This window comes from Bradyrhizobium sp. BR13661, from assembly GCF_029892425.1.
Taxonomy (GTDB): domain Bacteria; phylum Pseudomonadota; class Alphaproteobacteria; order Rhizobiales; family Xanthobacteraceae; genus Bradyrhizobium.
Genome location: NZ_JARXWB010000018.1, coordinates 46,663 through 67,565, shown reverse-complemented (window position 1 = coordinate 67,565; position 20,903 = coordinate 46,663). Strand labels below are relative to the sequence as shown.

Annotated in this window: 17 protein-coding genes and 1 riboswitch; of the genes, 6 read left to right on the top strand and 11 right to left on the bottom strand. The window is 64.3% G+C overall.

Annotated features, from left to right (window positions below):
- The first annotated feature begins 360 nt into the window (after positions 1 to 360).
- Positions 361 to 1,632: a PQQ-dependent sugar dehydrogenase gene (locus M2427_RS26615; RefSeq protein ID WP_280709813.1), complete on the top strand. Its 1,272-nt coding sequence runs from the start codon at positions 361 to 363 to the stop codon at positions 1,630 to 1,632.
- A 187-nt stretch (positions 1,633 to 1,819) separates the two neighbouring features.
- On the top strand, positions 1,820 to 2,407 hold the full coding sequence (locus M2427_RS26610; protein ID WP_280709811.1) for a c-type cytochrome: 588 nt from the start codon (positions 1,820 to 1,822) through the stop codon (positions 2,405 to 2,407).
- A 7-nt stretch (positions 2,408 to 2,414) separates the two neighbouring features.
- On the opposite strand, the gene panE is transcribed toward M2427_RS26610, so the two are convergent.
- From panE to M2427_RS26590, 4 genes are all read right to left on the bottom strand, one after another.
- A complete protein-coding gene (panE, locus tag M2427_RS26605; protein WP_280709810.1) occupies positions 2,415 to 3,338 on the bottom strand; it encodes a 2-dehydropantoate 2-reductase in 924 nt (307 codons plus the stop codon).
- Positions 3,339 to 3,426: 88 nt separating this feature from the next.
- Positions 3,427 to 4,035, bottom strand: a complete 609-nt coding sequence (locus tag M2427_RS26600; RefSeq protein WP_280709809.1) for a 2-hydroxychromene-2-carboxylate isomerase — start codon at positions 4,033 to 4,035, stop codon at positions 3,427 to 3,429.
- 102 nt (positions 4,036 to 4,137) lie between these two features.
- Entirely contained in the window at positions 4,138 to 5,472 is a 1,335-nt protein-coding gene (locus M2427_RS26595; RefSeq protein WP_280709807.1) for an MATE family efflux transporter, read from the bottom strand.
- A gap of 87 nt (positions 5,473 to 5,559) precedes the next feature.
- Positions 5,560 to 6,156 (bottom strand): DUF2239 family protein, encoded by a 597-nt coding sequence (locus M2427_RS26590; RefSeq protein WP_280709805.1) that lies wholly within the window; start codon positions 6,154 to 6,156, stop codon positions 5,560 to 5,562.
- Positions 6,157 to 6,300: 144 nt separating this feature from the next.
- Here M2427_RS26590 and M2427_RS26585 point away from each other — a divergent pair, with 144 nt between their 5' ends.
- On the top strand, positions 6,301 to 6,966 hold the full coding sequence (locus M2427_RS26585) for a glutathione S-transferase (RefSeq protein ID WP_280709803.1): 666 nt from the start codon (positions 6,301 to 6,303) through the stop codon (positions 6,964 to 6,966).
- Between the two features lie 25 nt (positions 6,967 to 6,991).
- Here the strand turns inward: M2427_RS26585 and M2427_RS26580 are convergent, their stop codons facing one another.
- Both M2427_RS26580 and ggt read right to left on the bottom strand, forming a co-directional pair.
- Positions 6,992 to 8,287, bottom strand: coding sequence for an MFS transporter (locus tag M2427_RS26580; protein WP_280709802.1), 1,296 nt, complete (start codon positions 8,285 to 8,287; stop codon positions 6,992 to 6,994).
- Positions 8,288 to 8,385: 98 nt separating this feature from the next.
- Positions 8,386 to 10,137, bottom strand: coding sequence for a gamma-glutamyltransferase (gene ggt / locus M2427_RS26575; RefSeq protein WP_280709800.1), 1,752 nt, complete (start codon positions 10,135 to 10,137; stop codon positions 8,386 to 8,388).
- 100 nt (positions 10,138 to 10,237) lie between these two features.
- Between ggt and M2427_RS26570 the strand changes: the two genes are divergently transcribed.
- Positions 10,238 to 11,623, top strand: coding sequence for an MFS transporter (locus tag M2427_RS26570; protein ID WP_280709797.1), 1,386 nt, complete (start codon positions 10,238 to 10,240; stop codon positions 11,621 to 11,623).
- Positions 11,624 to 11,684: 61 nt separating this feature from the next.
- On the opposite strand, the gene purH is transcribed toward M2427_RS26570, so the two are convergent.
- From purH to M2427_RS26555, 3 genes are all read right to left on the bottom strand, one after another.
- On the bottom strand, positions 11,685 to 13,277 hold the full coding sequence (gene purH, locus M2427_RS26565; RefSeq protein WP_280709796.1) for a bifunctional phosphoribosylaminoimidazolecarboxamide formyltransferase/IMP cyclohydrolase: 1,593 nt from the start codon (positions 13,275 to 13,277) through the stop codon (positions 11,685 to 11,687).
- 24 nt (positions 13,278 to 13,301) lie between these two features.
- Positions 13,302 to 13,383: riboswitch (ZMP/ZTP riboswitch) on the bottom strand.
- Between the two features lie 59 nt (positions 13,384 to 13,442).
- A complete protein-coding gene (locus M2427_RS26560) occupies positions 13,443 to 15,161 on the bottom strand; it encodes a heparinase II/III family protein (protein WP_280709923.1) in 1,719 nt (572 codons plus the stop codon).
- A gap of 157 nt (positions 15,162 to 15,318) precedes the next feature.
- The gene (locus tag M2427_RS26555; protein ID WP_280709795.1) at positions 15,319 to 16,665 is read right to left on the bottom strand and encodes an RsmB/NOP family class I SAM-dependent RNA methyltransferase; all 1,347 of its coding nucleotides are present in this window, start codon (positions 16,663 to 16,665) and stop codon (positions 15,319 to 15,321) included.
- 187 nt (positions 16,666 to 16,852) lie between these two features.
- On the opposite strand from M2427_RS26555, the gene M2427_RS26550 reads away from it, so the two are divergent.
- Both M2427_RS26550 and M2427_RS26545 read left to right on the top strand, forming a co-directional pair.
- Complete coding sequence (locus tag M2427_RS26550) at positions 16,853 to 17,062, top strand: DUF1674 domain-containing protein (protein WP_280709793.1); 210 nt, start codon at positions 16,853 to 16,855, stop codon at positions 17,060 to 17,062.
- Positions 17,063 to 17,105: 43 nt separating this feature from the next.
- Positions 17,106 to 17,696 (top strand): thermonuclease family protein, encoded by a 591-nt coding sequence (locus M2427_RS26545; protein ID WP_280709791.1) that lies wholly within the window; start codon positions 17,106 to 17,108, stop codon positions 17,694 to 17,696.
- A gap of 56 nt (positions 17,697 to 17,752) precedes the next feature.
- Here the strand turns inward: M2427_RS26545 and M2427_RS26540 are convergent, their stop codons facing one another.
- Positions 17,753 to 18,268, bottom strand: a complete 516-nt coding sequence (locus M2427_RS26540) for a L,D-transpeptidase (protein WP_280709790.1) — start codon at positions 18,266 to 18,268, stop codon at positions 17,753 to 17,755.
- 374 nt (positions 18,269 to 18,642) lie between these two features.
- Positions 18,643 to 20,589 (bottom strand): acetate--CoA ligase, encoded by a 1,947-nt coding sequence (acs, locus tag M2427_RS26535; protein WP_280709789.1) that lies wholly within the window; start codon positions 20,587 to 20,589, stop codon positions 18,643 to 18,645.
- Between the last annotated feature and the right edge of the window lie 314 nt (positions 20,590 to 20,903).

Genomic DNA, 20,903 nt, shown 5'->3' with positions numbered 1-20,903 from the left:
ATGATGAATCAGATGCGTGGCTGGTGTCGCCGCGCATCGTCCGGCCTCTGCCGTTCTACTGTGCATGGGGTTGTTTTCGCGGCTTTGTGTTGGCTGCATCCCATGCTGCTTGCAAAACAGGCGATCGCCAGTGCGATTTCGCGGTGCAGCGAGAACGTCGTCGCCGCTGCATGCGACGATGTGAGACGATCAGTCTCAATTTTTGCGCAACGCAACCGCAGCGGACGCGATGCGCTTTTCACCGCCCGCAGATGTGCTAACCTTTTTGCGTCTGCCTCTCGACAGACCAAAGACTTCGCCTACTCACACAGCAAAACAAAGAACGTGCAGCCCTGACGGCTGCCTTAGGGGAGTGACGCGATGACATCGATGATCCATCGATCCGTGTTGGCGCTTGCGGCCGTGGCCCTTCTTGCCGGGACCAGCGTTGCCAGCGCACAACAGGACAAAGCACGAGCGCTGAAGAAGTACGAATCCGGCACCAAGGAATTCTGGACCCATCCGCCGGATGACTGGTTCCTCGGCGACGAGACCGAGGCGCAGAAGGGCCTCGCGCCGCCCTCGGGTCCGCCGACCGGTGCCTCCGAATCCGAGCTCGCCAATATCATCAAGAAAGTGAAGTTGCCGGCGGGCTTCAAGATGGAGGTCTACGCCTCCGGCGTGCTGGCCGCGCGGCAGATGGCCTGGGGTGACAAGGGCACGTTGTTCGTCGGCTCGTTCGGCCTCGGCAACGTCTACGCCATCAAGGACAATGGCGGGAAGAAAGAGGTCAAGACCATCCTCAAGGGGCTAAACATGCCCACCGGTCTGGCCGTCAAGGATGGTTCGCTCTACGTCATCGCGGTCGACAAGCTGATCCGCTACGACGATATCGAAAACAAGCTCGACAATCCCGGCGAGGGCAAGGTCGTCTATGACGACATGCCGTCCTATGCCGCGCATGGCTGGAAGTACCTCGCCGTCGACAAGGAAGGCTGGTTCTACATTCCGTTCGGACCGCCCTTCAACGTCGGCATTCCGCCGACCAGCGTCTCGCAGATCCGGCGCGTCGATCCGAAGACCGGCAATGCCGAGGTCTACGCGCTCGGCGTTCGCAACTCGGTCGGCGGCGACGTCGATCCGCGCACCGGCAAGTACTGGTTCACCGAGAACGCGCGCGACTGGGTCAGCGACGACCTGCCCTCGGACAAGCTGAACATGATCTCCAAGCTCGGCGAGCATTTCGGCTATCCCTACTGCCACCAGGGCGACCTTCCCGATCCGAAGTTCGCGATGGGCCACAAATGCTCCGAGTTCACGCCGCCTGTGCTGAACCTCGGCGCCCACGTCGCTCCGCTCGGCATGAAGTTCTATACCGGCGACCAGTTCCCCGCCGAGTACAAGAACAACATCCTGATCGCCGAGCATGGCTCCTGGAACCGTCACAAGTACCAGGGCGGGCGCATCATGCGCGTGATCGTCGGGCCCGACGGCAAGAACGCCAAGCAGGAGGTGTTCGCCTCCGGCTGGATCGAGGGTGACCAGGGCTATCTCGGCCGCCCCGATGACATCGTTCTCGCCAAGGACGGCTCGATCCTCGTCGCCGACGATTGGGCCGGCGCGATCTATCGCATCAGCTACAGCAAGAAGTAGCGCGACATGACCAGGAGGCTGCGGTGCTCGCAAGGCGCCGCAGCCTCTTTTCATTTTCACTCCGCTGTCGTTCCGGATTGCGCGCCAGCGCAAGTCCGGAACCCATAACCCCGACTCGTGGTTATGATTTCGGGCTCGTGCTCCGCACGCCCCGGAATGACGAAGTCGATAGATTGGAATTCCCACCATGCGCCGGCAGTTCATCTCGCACGCAATCAGCGCAGCCGTGCTCCTCGCACTCGCTCCGGCGCAAGCCGCCGACAACGCCGCCGTTCAGGAGAAGGCGGCCGTGTGCTCCGGCTGCCACGGCGAGAACGGCATCTCGCAGACCGAGAACATTCCCTCGCTGGCCGGGCAGCCCGACCAATTCCTGCAATGGCAACTCGTGTTCTTCCGCGCGGGCTCGCGCAAGAACGAGCAGATGCAGCCGATAGCGGAGCAAATCGCCAACGAGGATATCCGCAGTCTCGGCGCCTATTTCGCCGCGATGACGCCGCCGAAGGGACCTGAAGACAAGGATCCGGATCTGTCGAAGAAAGGCGCGCAAGCGGCTGTCGGCCGTCGCTGCGCTTCATGCCACACGGATAGTTTCGCCGGCACCAAGGCTGTCGCCCGCCTAGCAGGCCAACGCGAGGAATATCTCGTGAAGGCGCTGCACGATTACAAGGCGGGCCTGCGCGTCGGTGGCGGCGTCGCCGCGATGGCTGATGTTGCGTACTCGCTGAGCGAGGAAGAGATCACCGCGCTCGCGCATTATCTGGCGTATTTCAAATAGTGCGGGGCTACCCCGCCCGCTGCTTCTCATACGCCTTCAGATGCGTGTACGCGATGCGCAGCTTCGGCACGGGGACCTTGGCCGCATCGGCGCGTGCAATGAGATCGCCGATCACGTGATCGGCCTCGACCGGGAGGCCTGCCTTGATGTCACGGAACATCGAGGCCGTCATCGGCGAGCCCTCGGTGGTGAGGTTGCCCTTGACGCGCTCGAAGAACGGGCCGCCCGGCGTGTAGCCGGATGCGGTGGCGATCGCGCTGGTCTCGTCCAGCATGCCGAGCAGGAAATCCCGGCCGCCGGGAGCAGCGAGGATGTTGCCGACGGAGGTGCGCATCAGGCTGGTGGAGGCTGCGAGCGAAGAGAGGAACACCCACTTCTCCCACATGTCCTGCATGATGTTCTGGCTGGCGTTGGCACCATTGATGCCGCTCTTGAAGGCCTCGTCGATCGCCCTGACGCGATCCGACAGCTTGCCGTCGCGCTCGCCGTAATTGATCGACTGCATCGGCTGCAGCTGCACCACTTCGCGCTTCTCGTTCAAGGTTGCGGCGATGGCGCAGAGACCGCCGAGCACGCGCTCGCTACCGAACTTGGCATCGAGCGTGTCGAGATGCTTCATGCCGTTGAGCATCGGGATGATCGCGGTATCAGGGCCGACGGCGGCGGCGAACGACTTGATGGCATCGTCGAGGTCAAACGCCTTGCAGCTCAGCAGCACGACGTCGAACTTGTCCTTGATCGCGTCGGCCTGCACTGTCGGCGGGTTCTTCAAGGTCACGTCGCCATTCGGGCTCTTGATGACGAGGCCGTCGCTCGCGAGTTCGCTGGCGCGTTTGGGGCGGACCAGAAAGGTTACGTCGCGGCCGGCCTGCAACAGCCTGCCACCAAAATAGCCGCCGATGGCGCCGGCGCCGACCACGAGGATGCGCATGGGAAAGTCCTTATTTTTGCTCTTCCACCGTCCTGGAGAATGCCAGAACGACCTCGAGGAGACCACCCGCTTTCTGGAGGATGCTGGATCACTTCTCCAGCACCATCTCCTCGACCTCGCGCAGCTGCTCCTTGCCGAAGAACATCTCGTTGCCGACGAAGAAGGTCGGCGAGCCGAACGCGCCGCGTGCGACCGCTTCCTCGGTGTTCTTGATCAGCTTGCCCTTTACCTCCGGTTCCTGGGCACGGGCGAACAGCTTCTGCGCGTCGAGGCCTGATGACGCCAGCGCCTTGGCCGCAACTTCAGGATCGTCCATCTTCTTCGGGTCGCGCCACATGTGGTAGAAGGCCGCGTCGACATATTTCTCGAACACGCCCTCGAGCTGAGCGGCGATCGCAGTGCGCATCAGGTTCAGCGTGTTGATGGGGAAGTCGGGATTGAAGACGTAGGGCTGGACCTTGAAGCGCTTGAGGAAGCGCTCGGTTTCCACCTGCTGGAATTCGCGCTTGTTCTTGACGCCGGCGAGCGTCTCCGCCGGCGACCTGTTGTTGGTCGACTTGAAGATGCCGCCGAGCAGGATCGGCACATATTCGAATTTGACGCCGATGCGCTGCTCGATCGCCGGGATCGCCAGATGGCTGAGATAGGCGTTCGGACTGCCGAAATCGAACAGGAATTGCGGGGCTGTGCGGGTCAAATTCGTTCTCCCTGACCAGGCTTTTTGAGATGAATTTTTTGCATTGTGGCGCAGGGCGCGCCACAGGTCCACCGTTTAATGACGGTCATAATATCTTGACGATCAGACCAGGCGCCGGATCGCCTGCTTGCGCCACACCAGAAGGTAATAGCCCGCCTGCAAGAGGAACATGGCGCAGAACACGATCGGATATGCGGCCCAGACGCCCGCAAGTCCGATCATGCGGCTGAGGATCACCGCCGACGGCAACTCGATCGCGACAATGGCTGATATCGACAGCAGCATCGGCGTCAGCGCCACTCCCGCGGCACGCATTGCGCCTGAGAATGTGGTCGCAAGGCCGAACGGCACCGAGCTCCACAGGGCGATGAAGAGCAGTCCCTTCGCCAGATCGAGCACGGCGCCGTCGGTGATGAAGATGCCGAGCACGGCGCGCGGAGCGAGATAGATCAGCGCCACCAGCCCACCAGTCAGCACGAGGTTGAACGCGAGACCCGTGCGGACGATGCCGTCGAGCCGGGCCCGGTCGCCGCTGCCAATCGCCTGCGCGCCGAGGATCGAGACCGCGATCGAAATCGACATCGCCGTGAACTGCGTGTAGCCCATCACCTGATTGACCGCGCCATAGGCCGCAGTCGCGTTCGAGCCATAGCCGTTGACGAGGCCGAGCAGCACCAGCTCGGCGACCGCCATCACGACCATACCAACCGCACTTGGCAGGCCGATGCCGAGGATTTGTCCGAGCACTGCGCGATTGAGCCGCAGATGACGAAGCAATGCAGCGTCCGGTGCGAGCGCGTGCTTCTTTCGCAGCAAGTAGACTGCGAGAACGATCAGCGTCACCGCGTTGGAGATCGCGGCCGCCCAGGCTGGACTGGTGATGCCGACGTCGCTGCGGATCAGTATCGGGGTCAGGATCAATCCGATCGTCGTCGACAGCGCCAATGCCAGCAGCGGCGTCACAGCGTCGCCGATGCCGCGGATCATTGCCGTCATCAGCAGGAAGACGAAGCCGAGCGGCATCGTCAGCAGCATGATGCGCGCGTAGCGGCTAGCCTGGTCGAGAATGTCCGCGGGCGTGGCCAGCGCCATCATCAATTGGCGGCTGAACAGGCCACCGGCCAATCCCACTGATATCGAGAGCAATAGGCCGACCGCGAGTGTCGTGCCGGCGACGATCTTGATCCTGTCGTGCTTGCCTGCGCCAAAGGCCTGGCCGATCAGCACGGTGGCGCCGGTGCTCAGGCCCATGACGAAGGCGAACAAGAAGAAGAACACCGGGAAGAAGGTCGAGACCGCCGCGAGTGCGTCGACGCCGATCATGTGGCCGAGATAGACGTTGCTGATGGTGCCGAACAACGATTGCAGCGCGTTGCTCAGCATCAACGGAGCGAGGAAGCGCAGAAATGTTTTCCAGAGCGGCGTGGGAGCGGACATGGATGTGCCTTTCATCAGGACGTGCGAAGCCGTTGCCGCGCGATGCACGCGCGGCATGGCCGTTGATGGGGTTATTGGAGATCGCGCCTAGGCGCGGTCGCTATAGGCGAGCTTGACGATGTGGTCGCGGATGTCGGCCGGCCAGTCGGCAATCAGTCCGGTGAAGCGGCGCCGGTCATCTGCGAACAGAGCACGCGACGCTTCCTCGAACTGTGCGCGATTGCCGGCCATGGTCGTCATGAAGTGATAGGCCGCATCGCGCGCCTGCCGCTCGCGGTCCTTGTCGCCGCTCGCGCGCCTGGCCTCCTCGACGAGCTTGCGCAGCGCGACCGAGGCACCACCTGGCTGGGCATTGAGCCACTCCCAGTGCCGCGGCAGCAGCGTCACCTCGCGCGCGACCACGCCGAGCTTTGGCCGGCCGCGGCCGCGCGACTCTGTCGATGGTGCAGCCTCCTCGACCGGTGGCGGCATCAGCTTCGCCAGGCGCGCCAGCACCTCGCGGTCGCCGCCGCGCAGATCGAAGTCGATCGATCGGCCCGTGGCGTCCTCGAAGATGATGATGGGCTCGTCCGGCCGTGCCGCCACCCGCTTGACGACAAGTGCGACCTCTCCGGCCGGCCCGGACACCAGCCGGCGCGGCCCCTGGAACGCGGTGAAAACCCTCTGCATTGGAATCATTGCCATATTGACGACGTTGGGCGCTTTAATACCCGGGTAAATAACCGAGGTCAATATACCCGGATGAAATTTCCGTCCAGACGGCTCGACATTCCGTTCCCGGGCTGGCACCTACGCGACCGACCAAGCCTAAGCCCCGGGGATCTCGCGATGCTGACCGTCCACCACCTCAACAATTCTCGTTCGCAGCGTGTGCTGTGGCTGCTCGAGGAATTGGGCGTGCCCTACGAGATCGTGCGCTATCAGCGTCAGCCCGACATGCGTGCTCCGAAAGAGCTGCGCGCGATCCATCCGCTCGGCAAGTCGCCGGTCATCACCGACAACGGCAACACCATCGCCGAGTCGGGCGCGATCATCGAATATCTCGTCGCCACCTACGGCAATGGTCGGCTGATCCCGCCGCCGAACCCACCGGAGCGGCTGCGCTTCACCTATTGGCTGCATTATGCGGAAGGGTCCGCGATGTCACCGCTGCTGCTGAAGCTGCTGTTCACGCTGATGCCGAAGCGCGCGCCGGCGCTGCTTCGCCCGCTGGTGCGAAAAGTCTCGAACCAGGCGCTGACCACGCTGGTCAATCCGCAGCTCAAGCAGCACATGGATTATTGGGAAGGCGAGCTCGGCAAAAGCGAATGGTTCGCCGGCAACGAGTTCACCGCGGCCGATATCCAGATGAGCTTTCCGCTTGAAGCCGCCCAAGCACGCGGCGGGCTCGAGCAGGGCCACCCCAAGGCGATGGCGTTCCTGGAACGCATCCACGCGCGCCCGGCTTATGCGCGCGCGCTCGAAAAGGGCGGGCCGTATCAAGTGGGGCGGTAAGCTTCCTCACCGCCCCACGACGAGCTCAATCTGCGTGCAGCACGCGCCCGCGCGTTTCTGGCAGCGCGAAGGCCGCAATGAAGAACAGCGCGTAAGCCACCACGGCGAAGATCGCGATCGCATTGGCAAGCGATGTCGATGCCGACAGCGCGCCGACGAGGAACGGAAACAGCGCGCCGATGCCACGGCCGAAATTATAGCAAAAGCCCTGGCCCGAGCCGCGCAGCCGCGTCGGATAGAGCTCGGTCAGGAACGCGCCGACGCCAGAGAAATAGCCCGAGGCGAAGAAGCCGAGCGGGAATCCGAGCACCCACAGGATCTCGTTGGTCAGCGGCAGCTGCGTGTAGAGCAGCACCACGGCCATCGCGCCGATCGAGAAGATCAGGAACAGATTGCGCCGTCCGATCCGGTCGGCGAGCCAGGCGCCCGTGAGATAGCCGATGAACGAGCCGATGATCAGCGTCGAGAGATAGCCGGTCGAGCCGACGATCGACAGGTGACGCTCCTTGGTCAGGAACTGCGGCACCCAGAAGGTGATGGCGTAGTAGCCGCCCTGACAGCCTGTCGCCATCAGCGATGCAAGCACCGTGGTCTTCACGATCGGAAAGGTGAAGATCTCCCACAGCTTTGGATGACTGCCCGTCTCAGCGTGCTTGGCGCGTGCGGCGGCCGCGATCTCTGGCTCAGTGACAGAGCGGCGGATGTAGAACACCAGCAGCGCCGGCAGCGCGCCGATCACGAACATCCAGCGCCACGCCGTTTCAGCCGGCATCAATGAGAACAGGATCGCCTGCGACAGTACCGCAAGGCCCCAGCCGACGGCCCAGCCCGATTGCACCGAGCCAACCGCGCGTCCGCGATATTGCGGCCGGATCGCCTCGCCCATCAGCACGGCCCCTGCGGCCCATTCGCCGCCGAACCCGAGGCCGAGCACGGCGCGCGCGATCAACAGCTGTTCGAAATTCTGCACGACGGCGCAGACCAGCGAGAAGAACGAGAACCAGATGATGGTGATCTGGAGCGTCCTGACCCGGCCGATATGGTCGGAGAGATAGCCGCCGAGCCAGCCGCCGATCGCGGAGGCCAGCAGTGTCACCGTGCCGGCAAGACCGGCCGACGCGGCATCGACCTTCCACAGCGCGATGATGGTGCCGATCACCAGCGGGTAGATCATGAAGTCCATGCCATCGAGCGCCCAGCCTGCCGCGCAGGCCCAGAAGGTGCGCCGCTCCGGCGCATTCATGTCGCGATAGAAGGCAAGAAGGCTGGTGTCCTCGATCTCGGCGCGTTCGATGCGCCCGGTCGGATCGGCTGTGGTCATGTGCGTTTCCCCGGCAAATTGCTTTTGGCCGGGTGGTGGTAGCACGCGCGGCGCGCCGCGCAAGCCAGCGCGTGCGGCCGTGCCATGCAAGGGCAGGCTTACTGTCCGGCTGCCTCCGCGCCGCGTGTGCGCGGGTCGGGTGCGCCGAGAGGGCCGTTCGGTGTCACGGCAATCGAATTGGCCGACGTCTGTCCCATCGGTTCGACGATGAGATGGTCCATCGCCTTGAGCTCAAACAGCACGTCGTCGGGAAAACCGCGCTCGACGCGCACCTCATCCGGAAGCCACTGATGATGCAGCCGCGGCGCGGCGACGGCGGCCGCCACATCCATCTTGTAGTCGAGCACGTTCACGATCACCTGGAGCACGGTCGAGATGATGCGGCTGCCGCCGGGCGAGCCAGTCACCAGCACTGGCCTGCCGTCCTTCAGCACGATGGTCGGTGACATCGAAGACAGCGGCCGCTTCCCAGGCCCGGGCAGGTTGGGTTCGTAGCCGACAAGGCCATAGGCATTGGAGGCACCGACGGCGGCGGTGAAATCATCGAGCTCGTTGTTGAGCAGCACGCCGGTGCCGTCGGCGACGAGGCCGACGCCGTAGCTGAAGTTCAACGTATAGGTATTGCTGACGGCATTGCCGCTGCTGTCGACGACGGAATAGTGCGTGGTGTTGCTGCCTTCGCGCGGCGCGGGCAGCGCGGAAACGATCTCTTTCGACGGTGTTGCGCGATCGGTTGAGATGCTGGCGCGCAATTTGGCTGCATAACCCTTCGAGGTGAGCGTCTCGATCGGCGCATTGACGAAGGCGGGATCGCCGAGATAGCGCGCACGGTCGGCGTAAGAGCGCTTCATGGCTTCGATCAGCAGATGCAGCGATGCCGGCGAGCCCTGCTTCAGATCGGTGAGCTGAAAGCCTTCGAGGATGTTGAGCGATTCGACCAGCACCACGCCGCCGGAAGATGGCAGCGGCATCGAGACGATGTCGTAGCCGCGATAGGTGCCGCGCACCGGAGTGCGAACCACCGGCTGATAGGCCTTCAGATCGGCGGGAGTCATGATGCCGCCGGCGTCGGACACGGCCTTGGCGATCTTCTCTGCCACCGGGCCTTCATAGAAGCCGCGCGGGCCTTGCGCTGCGACGTTCGTCAGCGTGTCAGCGAGATCGCTCTGCACCAGCCTATCGCCTTCGCCCAGGGGCTTGCCATCAGGCTTTGCGAAGATACTGGCTGACGATGGAAAGTGGGCCAGTCGCGGGTACCAGCCCGGCAGCGTATCGGCGATGTCGTCAGTGACGATAAATCCGTCCCGCGCGAGTGCGATCGCGGGTTCGAGCAACTGTGCCAGCGTGAATTTGCCCGAGCCGTACTTCTCGTGCGCCAGCGCCAGCCCCGCGACCGTGCCGGGCACGCCGATGCCAAGCCCGGAATCGCGCGACTTGGCGGGATCGGGCTTACCGTCGGGCCCGAGGAAAATCTGCGCCGTGGTCGCCGCCGGCGCGCTCTCGCGATAGTCGATCGCAATATCCTCATTGCGCTCTGCGGAATGGATCACCATGAAGCCGCCGCCGCCGATATTGCCGGCGCGCGGATAGGTCACCGCCATCGCAAAGCCGGTTGCGACGGCCGCGTCGACGGCGTTGCCGCCACGGCGCAAGATATCCGCGCCGACCTGCGCGGATATCTTCTCCTGCGCCACCACCATGCCATGCTCGGCAGGGATGGCATGCACGGTGTCGAGCGCGGGCGGGACATAAGTTCGCCGCGCATCCTGCGCGATTGCCGATGTAAGCCCAATCGCCAGAGTGGCGATGAGCACGACAAATGTCCGACGTGTCGAAAAAGACGCCATCATCAAATTTCCGCCAAGCGTTCGGGTCAATTCAAACGCGTCGCTGTAATGCTATACGGTTTGCGCTAAGAGAGACAAAACTGTTTGTGATGAGGACTGCGTGATGACGACGATCGCCCCCGAGGCGCGCATGGCCAGCGCCCCGCGGACCTATCCGCCGCGCGCAGCTGTCATCAGCTGGATTTTCTTCGATTGGGCTGCGCAGCCCTATTTCACACTGATCACGACCTTCGTGTTCGCGCCCTATTTTGCCACCAGCGTTGCGCCGGATCCCGCCACTGGCCAATCGCTCTGGGGATTTGCGATGGCAGCAGCTGGCATGGCGATTGCGCTTCTGTCACCCGTGCTTGGCGCTATCGCGGATGCTTCGGGTCGCCGCAAGCCGTGGATCGCCGCGTTCGGTGCGGTCCTGGTGCTGGCCTCCTGCGCATTGTGGATCGGCAAGCCCGGCGACCATGGCATCATTCCGCCGCTGCTGCTTGCGGTTGCGCTTGCCAGCGTCGGCGCGGAATTCGCCACCGTCTTCAACAATGCGATGATGCCGACGCTGGTGCCGCCGGAGCGCATCGGTCGGCTCTCGGGCACCGGCTGGGCCACGGGTTACATCGGCGGCATCGTCAGCTTGATCATCGTGCTCGGCTTCTTCGCCGCCAATCCCGAGACCGGCCGCACGCTGCTCGGCTTCGCACCGCTGTTCGGGCTCGATCCCGTCACCCACGAAGGTGATCGTGCTGCCGGCCCGTTGACCGGGCTGTGGTTCATCATCTTCGTGACGCCGATGTTCTTGTTCACGCCGGATTACCCGGCGAAGCGGCCGGTGCGTGAGGCGTTGCACGAAGGCCTGGCTGATCTCAAGCAATCGCTGAGGGATCTGCCGCAGCAGAAATCGCTCGCCGCGTTTCTGATTGCCAACATGATCTACACTGACGGCCTGGTGTCGCTGTTCGCGTTCGGTGGCATCTATGCGGCCGGCACATTCGGCTGGCATACGATCCAGATCGGCACGTTCGGCATCATCCTCGCCATCGCTGGCACCTTTGGTGCATGGCTTGGCGGCAAGCTCGACGACTCCCTCGGTCCGAAGCGCGTCATTGCCGGCAGCATGCTGATCCTGCTGCTGTCGGTCGCCGCAATCCTGCTCGTCGACAAGGACAGCGTGCTGTTCGTCAAGGTTGCGCCGCCGGTACCCGGCGGGCCGCTGTTCGCGGCCGCCGCCGAGCGTGCTTACATCGTGCTGGGCTGTTTGATCGGCGCCGCCGGTGGTCCCCTTCAGGCGGCGTCGCGCACGCTCCTGATCCGCCTCGCGCCGAAGGATCGGATCGCGCAGTATTTCGGTTTGTTCGCGCTGACGGGGAAAGTGACGTCCTTCATCGGACCGCTGCTGATCGGTGTGATCACCGCAGCCACCGCGAGCCAGAAGGCCGGCATGGCCGTGCTGGTGGCGTTTTTCGTGACGGGTTTCGCGCTGTTGATGCGGGTCCGGGACTAGCCTGCAATTCACCGTATTCCGGGGCTCACGCCAAGTGGCGCGCCCCGGAATGCCGGCAAGATCAGTGCCGGAAGTGCCGCGTGCCGGTGAAGACCATGGCGATGCCGTGCTCGTCGGCTGCCTTGATCACCTCGTCATCGCGCATCGAGCCGCCAGGCTGCACCACAGCGGTGGCGCCGGCTTCGATGCAGGCCAGCATGCCGTCAGCGAAGGGGAAGAACGCATCCGAGGCCACGACCGAGCCTTTGGTCAGCGGCTCGGCGAGCTTCAGCTCGTTCGCTGCGTCCAGCGCCTTGCGGGCCGCGATCCGCGCGGAATCGACGCGGCTCATCTGCCCGGCACCGATGCCGACGGTGGCGAGATCCTTGGCGTAGATGATGGTGTTCGACTTGACGTGTTTTGCCACTCGGAAAGCGAACTTGAGGTCGCGCATTTCCGCGTCCGTCGGCGCACGCTTGGTGACGACCTTGAAGGTCATATCGTCGACCACGGCATTGTCGCGGCTTTGCACCAGAAGGCCGCCCGCGACGGTCTTGGCGGTGAGGCCCGGCGCGCGCGGATCGGGCAGGCTGCCGGCGAGCAGCAGGCGGAGGTTCTTCTTCCCACCGATGATGGCGATCGCCTCTTCGCTGGCATCGGGCGCGATAATCACTTCAGTGAAGATCTTGGTGATCTCGCGCGCGGTATCGGCGTCGAGCGCGCGGTTCATCGCGATGATGCCGCCGAAGGCCGAGGTGGAATCGCAGGCCAGCGCCTTGCGATAGGCGTCGACAAGGTTCGCGCCTTCGGCGACGCCGCAGGGATTGGCGTGCTTGACGATGACGCAAGCCGCGGTGCGCTTGGCGTCGAATTCGCTGATGCATTCATAGGCGGCGTCGGTGTCGTTGATGTTGTTGTAGGAGAGCTCCTTGCCCTGGAGCTGCCGCGCGGTCGAGACGCCAGGACGCTTGTCGGGCGTGGCATAGAACGCCGCGGTCTGGTGCGGGTTCTCGCCGTAGCGCAGCGACTGGATCAGCTTGCCGCCAAAGGCGCGGAAATCGGGCGCGTCGATCTCGAGCTGGCGGTTGAACCAGTTCGAGATCGCGGCGTCATAGGCCGCGGTGCGCGCATAGGCCTTTGCGGCAAGGCGGCGGCGCAGCTTCAGCGTGGTTGCGCCGTTATTGGCGGCGAGCTCGTCGAGCACGGCCTTGTAGTCGTCGGCCTCGACCACGACGGCGACGTCGTCATGGTTCTTCGCGGCGGCCCGGATCATCGCGGGGCCACCGATGTCGATGTTCTCGATGCAATCCTCGAAGCCCGCGCCTTTGTCGACGGTCGCCTCGAACGGGTAGAGATTGACGACGAGCAGGTCGATCGGCGCGATGCCGTGGGCCTTCATCGCCTCGGCATGCTCCTTGTTGTCGCGGATCGCGAGCAGGCCGCCATGCACCTTCGGATGCAGCGTCTTGACGCGGCCGTCCATCATCTCGGGGAAGCCGGTGAGGTCGGAAACGTCCTTCACCTTCAGACCGGCTGCGGCGATCGCTTTCGCGGTGCCGCCGGTCGAGACCAGCTCGACATCATGCGCGGCAAGTGCCTTGGCGAACTCGATCAGGCCTGATTTATCGGAGACGGAAAGAAGGGCGCGGGTGACGCGGCGGGGATGGTCAGTCATGAGCAAGATCCTCTGTTCAGGGAGTGTCTATGCCCAGGCGCGCGGCAGATATGTGTCGCGCTTCCCGATGGTGCTCCATCCAAGGTCGCCAGTCGCGCGAACGAGCGCTCGATAGCAGTTTTCGAGGCCCTTCACAACGACCAGATGGGACCGAATCGTGCCTGTTTACAGCGGGAGTTCCGGCTCGCGGCGAGCGTTACGGCGGGCATTGGTGACTGCTGGCGATGCCGTCGAACGCACAAAACTCCAGCGGATCGAGGGCGCCCGGCGCGCATCCTGGCGGATCACGATCTGGGCGGTGCGGCGGGGGCCGTCATTGCCGGCCAGGAACACGCTGTCTTCGAGATCGACCCTGTCGTCGAGCGCCTCGAAGGTCCAGACGTCCCGGTTCGGCAGCACCAGCATCACCCCGCGCGCATCCGACAGCCGGCTTGCCTTCACCGCGGGATGCAGATGGAAGCGCAGAGCAAAATCGGCATCAGATCCTTTGAGGCGCGCGCCTTGCGGCGGCGACAGCGTGTCCTCGCCGTCGATCCGGGCACCGTCATTGGCAACCATCAGCACGCGGCGGTGGATCACGCCGAACTTGGCGAGATAGCCATCATGCGAGGTCGTCAGCAGCGTGCCGCCTTCGACGACCTCGCGGTAGCTCTCGACTTCATGCGGGCCGCTCATGATCGGCGCGCCGCGCAGCAGCCGCTTCATCGCCGACATCTCGACGAACTGACAGGACGACGTGTCGTGATAGGTCAGCGTCGAATGCGCCGCGGTGCCGCGCGCGAACGGACGCCAATTGTCACGACCCGTGGTCGGCATGCCGCAATTGGTGACGATGCGGCTGATTCCGGAGGACAATTCGAACGACAGGGAGCCGGCATGGGCGTCGTGGCTGACGCTGGGCGGCGGCGGCGGGCCGGTGTCGATGATCACAGTGGTCGGGCCGGCATCGAGGCGCTGGAAGCCGGTGTGCGGCATGTTCGCCATCGGCGCGCCATGGGCGTCATCATAGGCGAGCAGCGTCGCGAGCAGATCCGACGGCGTCGCGCTCATGCCGTTGAACAACGCGAAATTGCCATCGCCATGCCGGAAGAAGCGTAGCATCGGCATCATGCGGTCGATCGCATTGAGCAGCGCCGGCGGCGGCGCGATATTGCGCGCGGCAAAGGTCTGCCGCAGTGGCAACAGGTCGATCAGGAGTTCGATCAACGCGCCCGGATTGCGCGAGATGTGGCCGCCATCAGGGAGAATCTGCCGCTGCAATTCATCAGAGAGCTTTTTCGACGCGCTGCGGATGTGACGCGCCTGGTTGGCGAGGCACAGCGTCGTGTAGCATAGCGCGATCTGCACCTGGAGTTTTGGCACCCCGTCCGGGATGTTGACCATGGTGTAGCGCAGGAAGCGGATCTCGCGTGCGAGTGCGCGCAAGTAACGGCGGTAGAATTTGTTGTCGGTGTCGCTGAGCACCAGCGGCGCCTGCGACAGCAGCGAGATCACGCGCCGCGCCAGCACGTCGGCGCGGCGGGCAACGGGCCGGCGCTTGTTGGCAGGGTTGCTGATCCAGTCCTCGACCAGCGCGCGTGCATTCGCCCGGGTCAGCGCGGTGTCGGCGGCGCGCAAATGCCGCAGCCAGCCGAAGCCGAGCAACGCGACTTCCCAGTCTTCCGAGGGCGGATCGAGATCGAAGATCGAGCGGCCGTGGCAGTTGACGATCTTGCCGGCGAAGACGAAGCGCCCGGCATAGATCTCGGCGGCGCGCGTTGCATCCGCGGTACGCAGATCATGCGGCGCGATGATCAGCCGGTCGGTTCGGCCAGGCCAGACCCGCGACAGCGCAACGGAACCGCCGCTCGCGCGCGCGAGCATGTTCCGCGCGAAGCGGTTCATCACCAGCGTCGAGATACGTCTGCGTTGAGCGACCGACACGCCTTGCCTTGAAGGGGGAGAGGATTCCGACGAATCCTTATTAATCCCAAAATCGGGCGGCTGACACCACCTTGAAAGGTCCCGAATCAGTCCAGTGGTAGCAAAATCCGGTGCAAAATCAGGATTTAACGAGCCGGGCCGCGTAAAACCCGTCGAGCCCGCCGAGCTTCGGGTCGGCGTGCGGCAGATGGCTCGGCAGGGTCCGGAGATCGCCCTCCGCGGTGATGATCTCGCTGAGCCCGGAGACCTCGCTGGCCTCGATCGGCACGCGGCGAAGCGCAGGTTCTGCGGCCAGCAATGCGGCGACGGCCTGCTCGCCTTCTTCGGGTTCCAGCGAACAGGTGCAGTAGACCAGCGTCCCGCCCGATTTGAGCAGCGAGACGGATTTCTTCAGCAGCCGCTGCTGGAGAACGGTCATCGCAGCGATGTCCGACTCCTGCCGCAGCCACGCGACGTCAGGATGCCGACGGATCGTACCGGTCGACGTGCAGGGCGCATCGATCAGGACTCCGTCGAAGCCGTCCACAGGCCCCGTCCACTCGACGGCGTCGGCGACGACAGTCTCGGCCTGGAGCGACAGCCGGTTCAGATTTTCGCGCAGGCGCGCCACCCGGGCGGGCGAACGGTCGAGTGCCGTGACACGCGCGCCAGCCTGCGCCAGCTGTGCGGTCTTGCCGCCGGGCGCGGCGCAGAGGTCGGCGACGGATTTACCGGCGATGTCGCCGAACAGCCGGACCGGCAGCGCGGCAGCGGCGTCCTGCACCCACCATTGTCCTTCGGTGAAGCCGGGCAGCATCGTCACGGCACCATGGAGTACCGTGCGCACCGATCCGGTCGGTAGCACTTCGCCATGCAGCCGGCTTGCCCATTGCGCGGCGTCGGACTTCACCGTGAGATCGAGCGATGGTTCATGGCCGAGCGCGAGTGCCATCTCCCGCGCGGTCGTCTCGCCGTAATGCGCGCTCCAGCGCGCCAGCAGCCATGGCGGCAGGTCCAGCGACTGCGCGGCGACCTCCTCGACCAGCGCCTGGCCCTCGCGCGCGCAGCGACGCAGCACGGCGTTGACGAGGCCGGCATAGCGCGCGGCGCGCCGGTCGGATTGTACCAGGCGCACCGAGAGATCGACCGCGGCGTGATCGGGCACATCCATCCAGAGGATCTGGGCAGCCCCGATGAGAAGCGCGCTTTGCGCGCGCGGCGCGTCGGAGGGAATGCCCTTGTCGAGCAGGCGCGACAGCACATGGCCGAGCGTGCCGAGCCGGCGCAGGATGGTCGCGACCAGGCGCCGCATCAGCGCGCGGTCGCGGTCGGCGAGTGTCTTCAGGCCGGGATGGGCGCCGGATCCGTCGAGCTGGTCGTCGAGCGTGCGGTGCTTGTGCAGGACGCCGTCGACGATGTCGGCAGCGATCCGCCGCGCCGCGAGACCGGGCACTTCGGATGGTGGGGCGAAACGTTGAGATGGCATGCGGCAGTAAGGTTCTGAGCGAGCGGCAGTTCCGCCGAGGGGGCGCATGCCTTAAGAACTGCAGCTGTGGCATGCGAATATGCCAAATGTAAGAATGGCCTCTGGCGATTTCAGCCCTTGGCGGCCATTTCAGCAATGCGTTATTGGACGTCGCGCGGGTCGCGATCCTGCGCTAGGACACCCGACGATGAACGACCAATCTTCTGCCTCCAATCGCAAGCCCTTGCCACCGGCCGCCCAGCGCGCGCTGGCCGAGGCCGAGGCGCGTCGGCAAGCTGCCGCTGCGCATGCTGAGGATGGCGCGAAGGCCGCGCCGAAGGAATTGCAGGGCCCGAAGGGGCCCGAGCCGACACGCTACGGCGATTGGGAGCGCAAGGGTATCGCTTCTGATTTCTGACGCTGACTTGCCGGCTCGGCCGACTCAGCCCTAGCGTGCGCGAATGTCGCGTTTCGACCCCGGTAGCTCCTATCGCCCGTCTTACGGCGGCTCGCCATTTGGCCGTCGCTTCTCGGGACTGTTGCCGTGGATGTTCGTGGTCGGCATCGTGACGGCGATCGTGCTCACCTTTCGGCATGGCAGCAGCTGGCCGATTGCGCATCCGGCCGAAGAGCGCTCGCGCGATGCCGAGATCATCCTTCAGCATTCAGGCAATCCCGAGGATCGTCTTCAAGTCGACGTCGTTCGCACCATCGATGGCGACACGTTTCTCGCCCGCGTGCATCAGCGCGATGGACAGGATCTCGTCGCGCGGGTTCGGTTGCGTGGCATCGATGCGCCCGAGAAGAAGGCGTCCTGCCGGGACGAGCTGAACAAGGCGGAAGCGGCCACCGAAGCGCTGCGCAATTTGCTCGGTCAGGGCGGCGTCACCATCTACAATCTCGGCACGGAAAAATACGGTCGCGTTCTCGCCGACGTCGCGACCAGACGAACCTCCAACGTTTCGGCCGCGATGCTCGCGGGCGGGTACGCGCGCAGCTACAATGGCGGTCATCGCGAGGGCTGGTGCAGGCGAGGTTGGCGCTTCTGGTAACAAAAAAGCCGCGTCGTCAGACGCGGCTTTTTCAAATCCTGTCTTGATCGCGATGATCAGCGCGTCACGACAACCTTCGTGCCGACCGAGACGCGGCTGTAGAGATCGGTGATGTCGTCGTTGAGCATGCGGATGCAGCCATAGGAGACGAAGCCGCCGACCGAGCCCGGCACGTTGGTGCCGTGGATGGCGTATTCGCCGCCGGACAGCGTCATCGCCGCAACGCCCATCGGGTTGCGCGGCGAGCCGCCGGGGATCACGTCGGGAAGCTGCGGCTTGTCGCGCTTCACCTCGGCGGGCGGCGACCAGGCCGGGTTGCGATATTTGCCGTCGATGCGGGTGGTGCCGGCCCACTGCTTGCCGGACTTGCCGACGCCGACCGGGTAACGCACGGCGTGGCCGTCATCGAGGATCAGGTAGAGCCGGCGTTCGTTGGTTTTGACCACGATGGTGCCCGGCGAATAGTCGGCCAGGTGGGCTCCCACCATTTCCGGCCGCGCCTCGGCCGCCGTCGACATCAAGGCCCCTGCGGCGATGGTGGCGGCCAGCGCCAGTGCAATCTTCATCGACATCGATTTTCCCCTTAACCCCGAACGGATCGTCCAAATTCACACAAAACCGGCAATCGCCGCCTCGCCAGGTCCTTGTCAGGGGACATTCTTAACCGCGCTTGTTAACCGAACAGTTTCCACGCGCGGACGCCAGAGGCGAGCCAGCAGGGGCAAGAAAGGAAATGTTCGAAATAAAGTAAATGACCTGAAAACAACACTCGGCGGGAAAGATGCGGCCGCGCCGGGGGCGCCCTGACAAGTGCGTGAGGTACCAGCCATCGTCATTCCGGGGCACGCGGAGCGTGAACCCGGAATCCATCTCGCCGCGTGTTCGTGGTTCGATGGATTCCGGGTTCGATGCTGACGCATCGCCCCGGAATGACAAGAGGAGATCCTTACGCGCTTTTCTTGTTCTGCCGGTTCTTCACGAGATCATCGACCACGGCGGGATCGGCCAGCGTCGAGGTATCGCCCAGGCTCCCCGGCTCGTCCTCGGCGATCTTGCGCAGGATGCGGCGCATGATCTTGCCGGAGCGGGTCTTGGGCAGGCCGGGCGAGAACTGGATCTGGTCGGGCGCGGCGATCGGGCCGATCTCCTTGCGCACCCAGGTCACGAGCTCCTTGCGCAGTTCGTCGCTCGGCTCGACGCCGGCCATCAGGGTGACATAGGCGTAGATGCCCTGCCCCTTGATGTCGTGCGGGTAACCGACCACGGCCGCTTCCGAGACCTTCTCGTGCGCGACCAGCGCGCTTTCGACTTCCGCCGTGCCCATGCGATGGCCGGACACGTTGATGACGTCGTCGACGCGGCCGGTGATCCAGTAATAGCCGTCGGCGTCGCGCCGGCAGCCGTCGCCGGTGAAGTACTTGCCCTTGTAGGTCGAGAAATAGGTCTGCTCGAAGCGGGCGTGGTCGCCATAGACGGTGCGCATCTGGCCCGGCCATGAGCGCGTCAGGCAGAGATTGCCTGTGGTCTCACCCTCCAGCACCTTGCCGTCGGCGTCGACGATCTCAGGCGCTACGCCGAAGAACGGCTGCGTCGCCGAGCCCGGCTTGAGCTTGGTCGCGCCCGGCAGCGGCGTGATCAGAATGCCGCCGGTCTCGGTCTGCCACCAGGTGTCGACGATCGGGCAGCGGTCGTCGCCGACGACGCGGTGATACCACTCCCAGGCTTCCGGATTGATGGGCTCGCCGACCGAGCCGAGCAGGCGGAGCGAGGCGCGCGAAGTCTTCTTCACGGGCTCGTCGCCCGACTGCATCAACGCGCGGATCGCGGTCGGCGCGGTGTAGAAGATGTTGACCTTGTGCTTGTCGATGACGCTCCAGAAGCGCGAATTGTCCGGGTAATTCGGCACGCCTTCGAACATCAGCGTGGTGGCGCCGTTGGCGAGCGGCCCGTAGAGAATGTAGCTGTGGCCGGTGACCCAGCCGACGTCGGCCGTGCACCAGTAGATATCGCCCTCGTGATAGTCGAAGACGTATTGATGCGTCATCGAGGCGAACACGAGATAGCCGCCCGAGGTGTGCAGCACGCCCTTGGGCTGGCCGGTCGAGCCCGACGTGTAGAGGATGAACAGCGGGTCCTCGGCGTGCATGTGCTCGACCGGGCATTCCGTCGTCACCATCGCCGCCGCCTCGTGATACCAGAGGTCGCGCGTCGGGTTCATGTCGACCTTGCCGCCGGTGCGCTTGACCACGACGACCCAGTCGACGCCGTCAGCCTTGGCGAGCGCTGCGTCGACATTGGCCTTCAGCGGCACCTTCTTGCCACCGCGCAGGCCTTCATCCGCGGTGATGATGATCTTGGACTGGCAGTCGTTGATGCGCTGCGCGAGCGAATCGGGCGAGAAGCCTGCGAACACCACCGAGTGGATCGCGCCGATCCGCGCGCAGGCCAGCATCGCGTAGGCCGCTTCCGGAATCATCGGCAGATAGATGGTGACGCGATCGCCCTTCTTGACGTTGCGGGTGCGCAGGATGTTGGCCATCCGGCAGACCTCGTCGTGCAGCTCCTTGTAGGTGATGTGCTTCGACTGCGAGGGATCGTCGCCTTCCCAGATGATCGCGGTCTGGTTGCCGCGCTTGTGCAGATGCCGGTCGATGCAATTATGGGCGACGTTGAGGATGCCGTCCTCGAACCATTTGATCGAGATGTTGCCGGGGGCGAAGGAGACGTTCTCGATTTTGGTCGGCGCGTGCATCCAGTCGATGCGCTTGGCCTGTTCGGCCCAGAACCCGTTCGGGTCCGCGATCGAGCGGGCATACATGTCCTTGTACTTGGCCTGGTCGACCCAGGCCCGCTTGGCCCATTCCGCGGGGACGTCGTAAATCTTCTCGGACATGCTTCCCTCCACATACGGCAAGCCGAGCACAGCAGACTGGCAAGCCGACTTCATCGTTGAACGATTATGCGTCGGGCTAACCGCCCCCGACAAGGAGGACAAGCTGGACCTTCGGAGAGCGGCCGGCCATGCGGAGAATCAAGGCCGCAACGGGATGCTGTCGCAAATCTGAAAAAGAAGGGGCAGCGGCTTTCGGCTCTTTACCCAAATCTCCAGAACAGGCCCGCGCAGGGCGCCCATGCGTCGCAGGAGGTATTTAGAAACCACCCCTCACTGATTCGGGACTCGCAATGCCGTTCGGAACACCCTAAGTG

Coding starts and splice junctions, on each gene's coding strand:
- M2427_RS26550 (WP_280709793.1), top strand. CDS start 16,853: ATGAACGACCAATCTTCTGCCTCCAATCGCAAGCCCTTGCCACCGGCC.
- M2427_RS26545 (WP_280709791.1), top strand. CDS start 17,106: ATGTCGCGTTTCGACCCCGGTAGCTCCTATCGCCCGTCTTACGGCGGC.
- M2427_RS26580 (WP_280709802.1), bottom strand. CDS start 8,287: ATGACCACAGCCGATCCGACCGGGCGCATCGAACGCGCCGAGATCGAG.
- M2427_RS26555 (WP_280709795.1), bottom strand. CDS start 16,665: ATGCCATCTCAACGTTTCGCCCCACCATCCGAAGTGCCCGGTCTCGCG.
- M2427_RS26540 (WP_280709790.1), bottom strand. CDS start 18,268: ATGTCGATGAAGATTGCACTGGCGCTGGCCGCCACCATCGCCGCAGGG.
- acs (WP_280709789.1), bottom strand. CDS start 20,589: ATGTCCGAGAAGATTTACGACGTCCCCGCGGAATGGGCCAAGCGGGCC.
- ggt (WP_280709800.1), bottom strand. CDS start 10,137: ATGATGGCGTCTTTTTCGACACGTCGGACATTTGTCGTGCTCATCGCC.
- M2427_RS26560 (WP_280709923.1), bottom strand. CDS start 15,161: ATGAACCGCTTCGCGCGGAACATGCTCGCGCGCGCGAGCGGCGGTTCC.
- M2427_RS26615 (WP_280709813.1), top strand. CDS start 361: ATGACATCGATGATCCATCGATCCGTGTTGGCGCTTGCGGCCGTGGCC.
- panE (WP_280709810.1), bottom strand. CDS start 3,338: ATGCGCATCCTCGTGGTCGGCGCCGGCGCCATCGGCGGCTATTTTGGT.
- M2427_RS26595 (WP_280709807.1), bottom strand. CDS start 5,472: ATGTCCGCTCCCACGCCGCTCTGGAAAACATTTCTGCGCTTCCTCGCT.
- M2427_RS26610 (WP_280709811.1), top strand. CDS start 1,820: ATGCGCCGGCAGTTCATCTCGCACGCAATCAGCGCAGCCGTGCTCCTC.
- M2427_RS26585 (WP_280709803.1), top strand. CDS start 6,301: ATGCTGACCGTCCACCACCTCAACAATTCTCGTTCGCAGCGTGTGCTG.
- M2427_RS26570 (WP_280709797.1), top strand. CDS start 10,238: ATGACGACGATCGCCCCCGAGGCGCGCATGGCCAGCGCCCCGCGGACC.
- purH (WP_280709796.1), bottom strand. CDS start 13,277: ATGACTGACCATCCCCGCCGCGTCACCCGCGCCCTTCTTTCCGTCTCC.
- M2427_RS26590 (WP_280709805.1), bottom strand. CDS start 6,156: ATGGCAATGATTCCAATGCAGAGGGTTTTCACCGCGTTCCAGGGGCCG.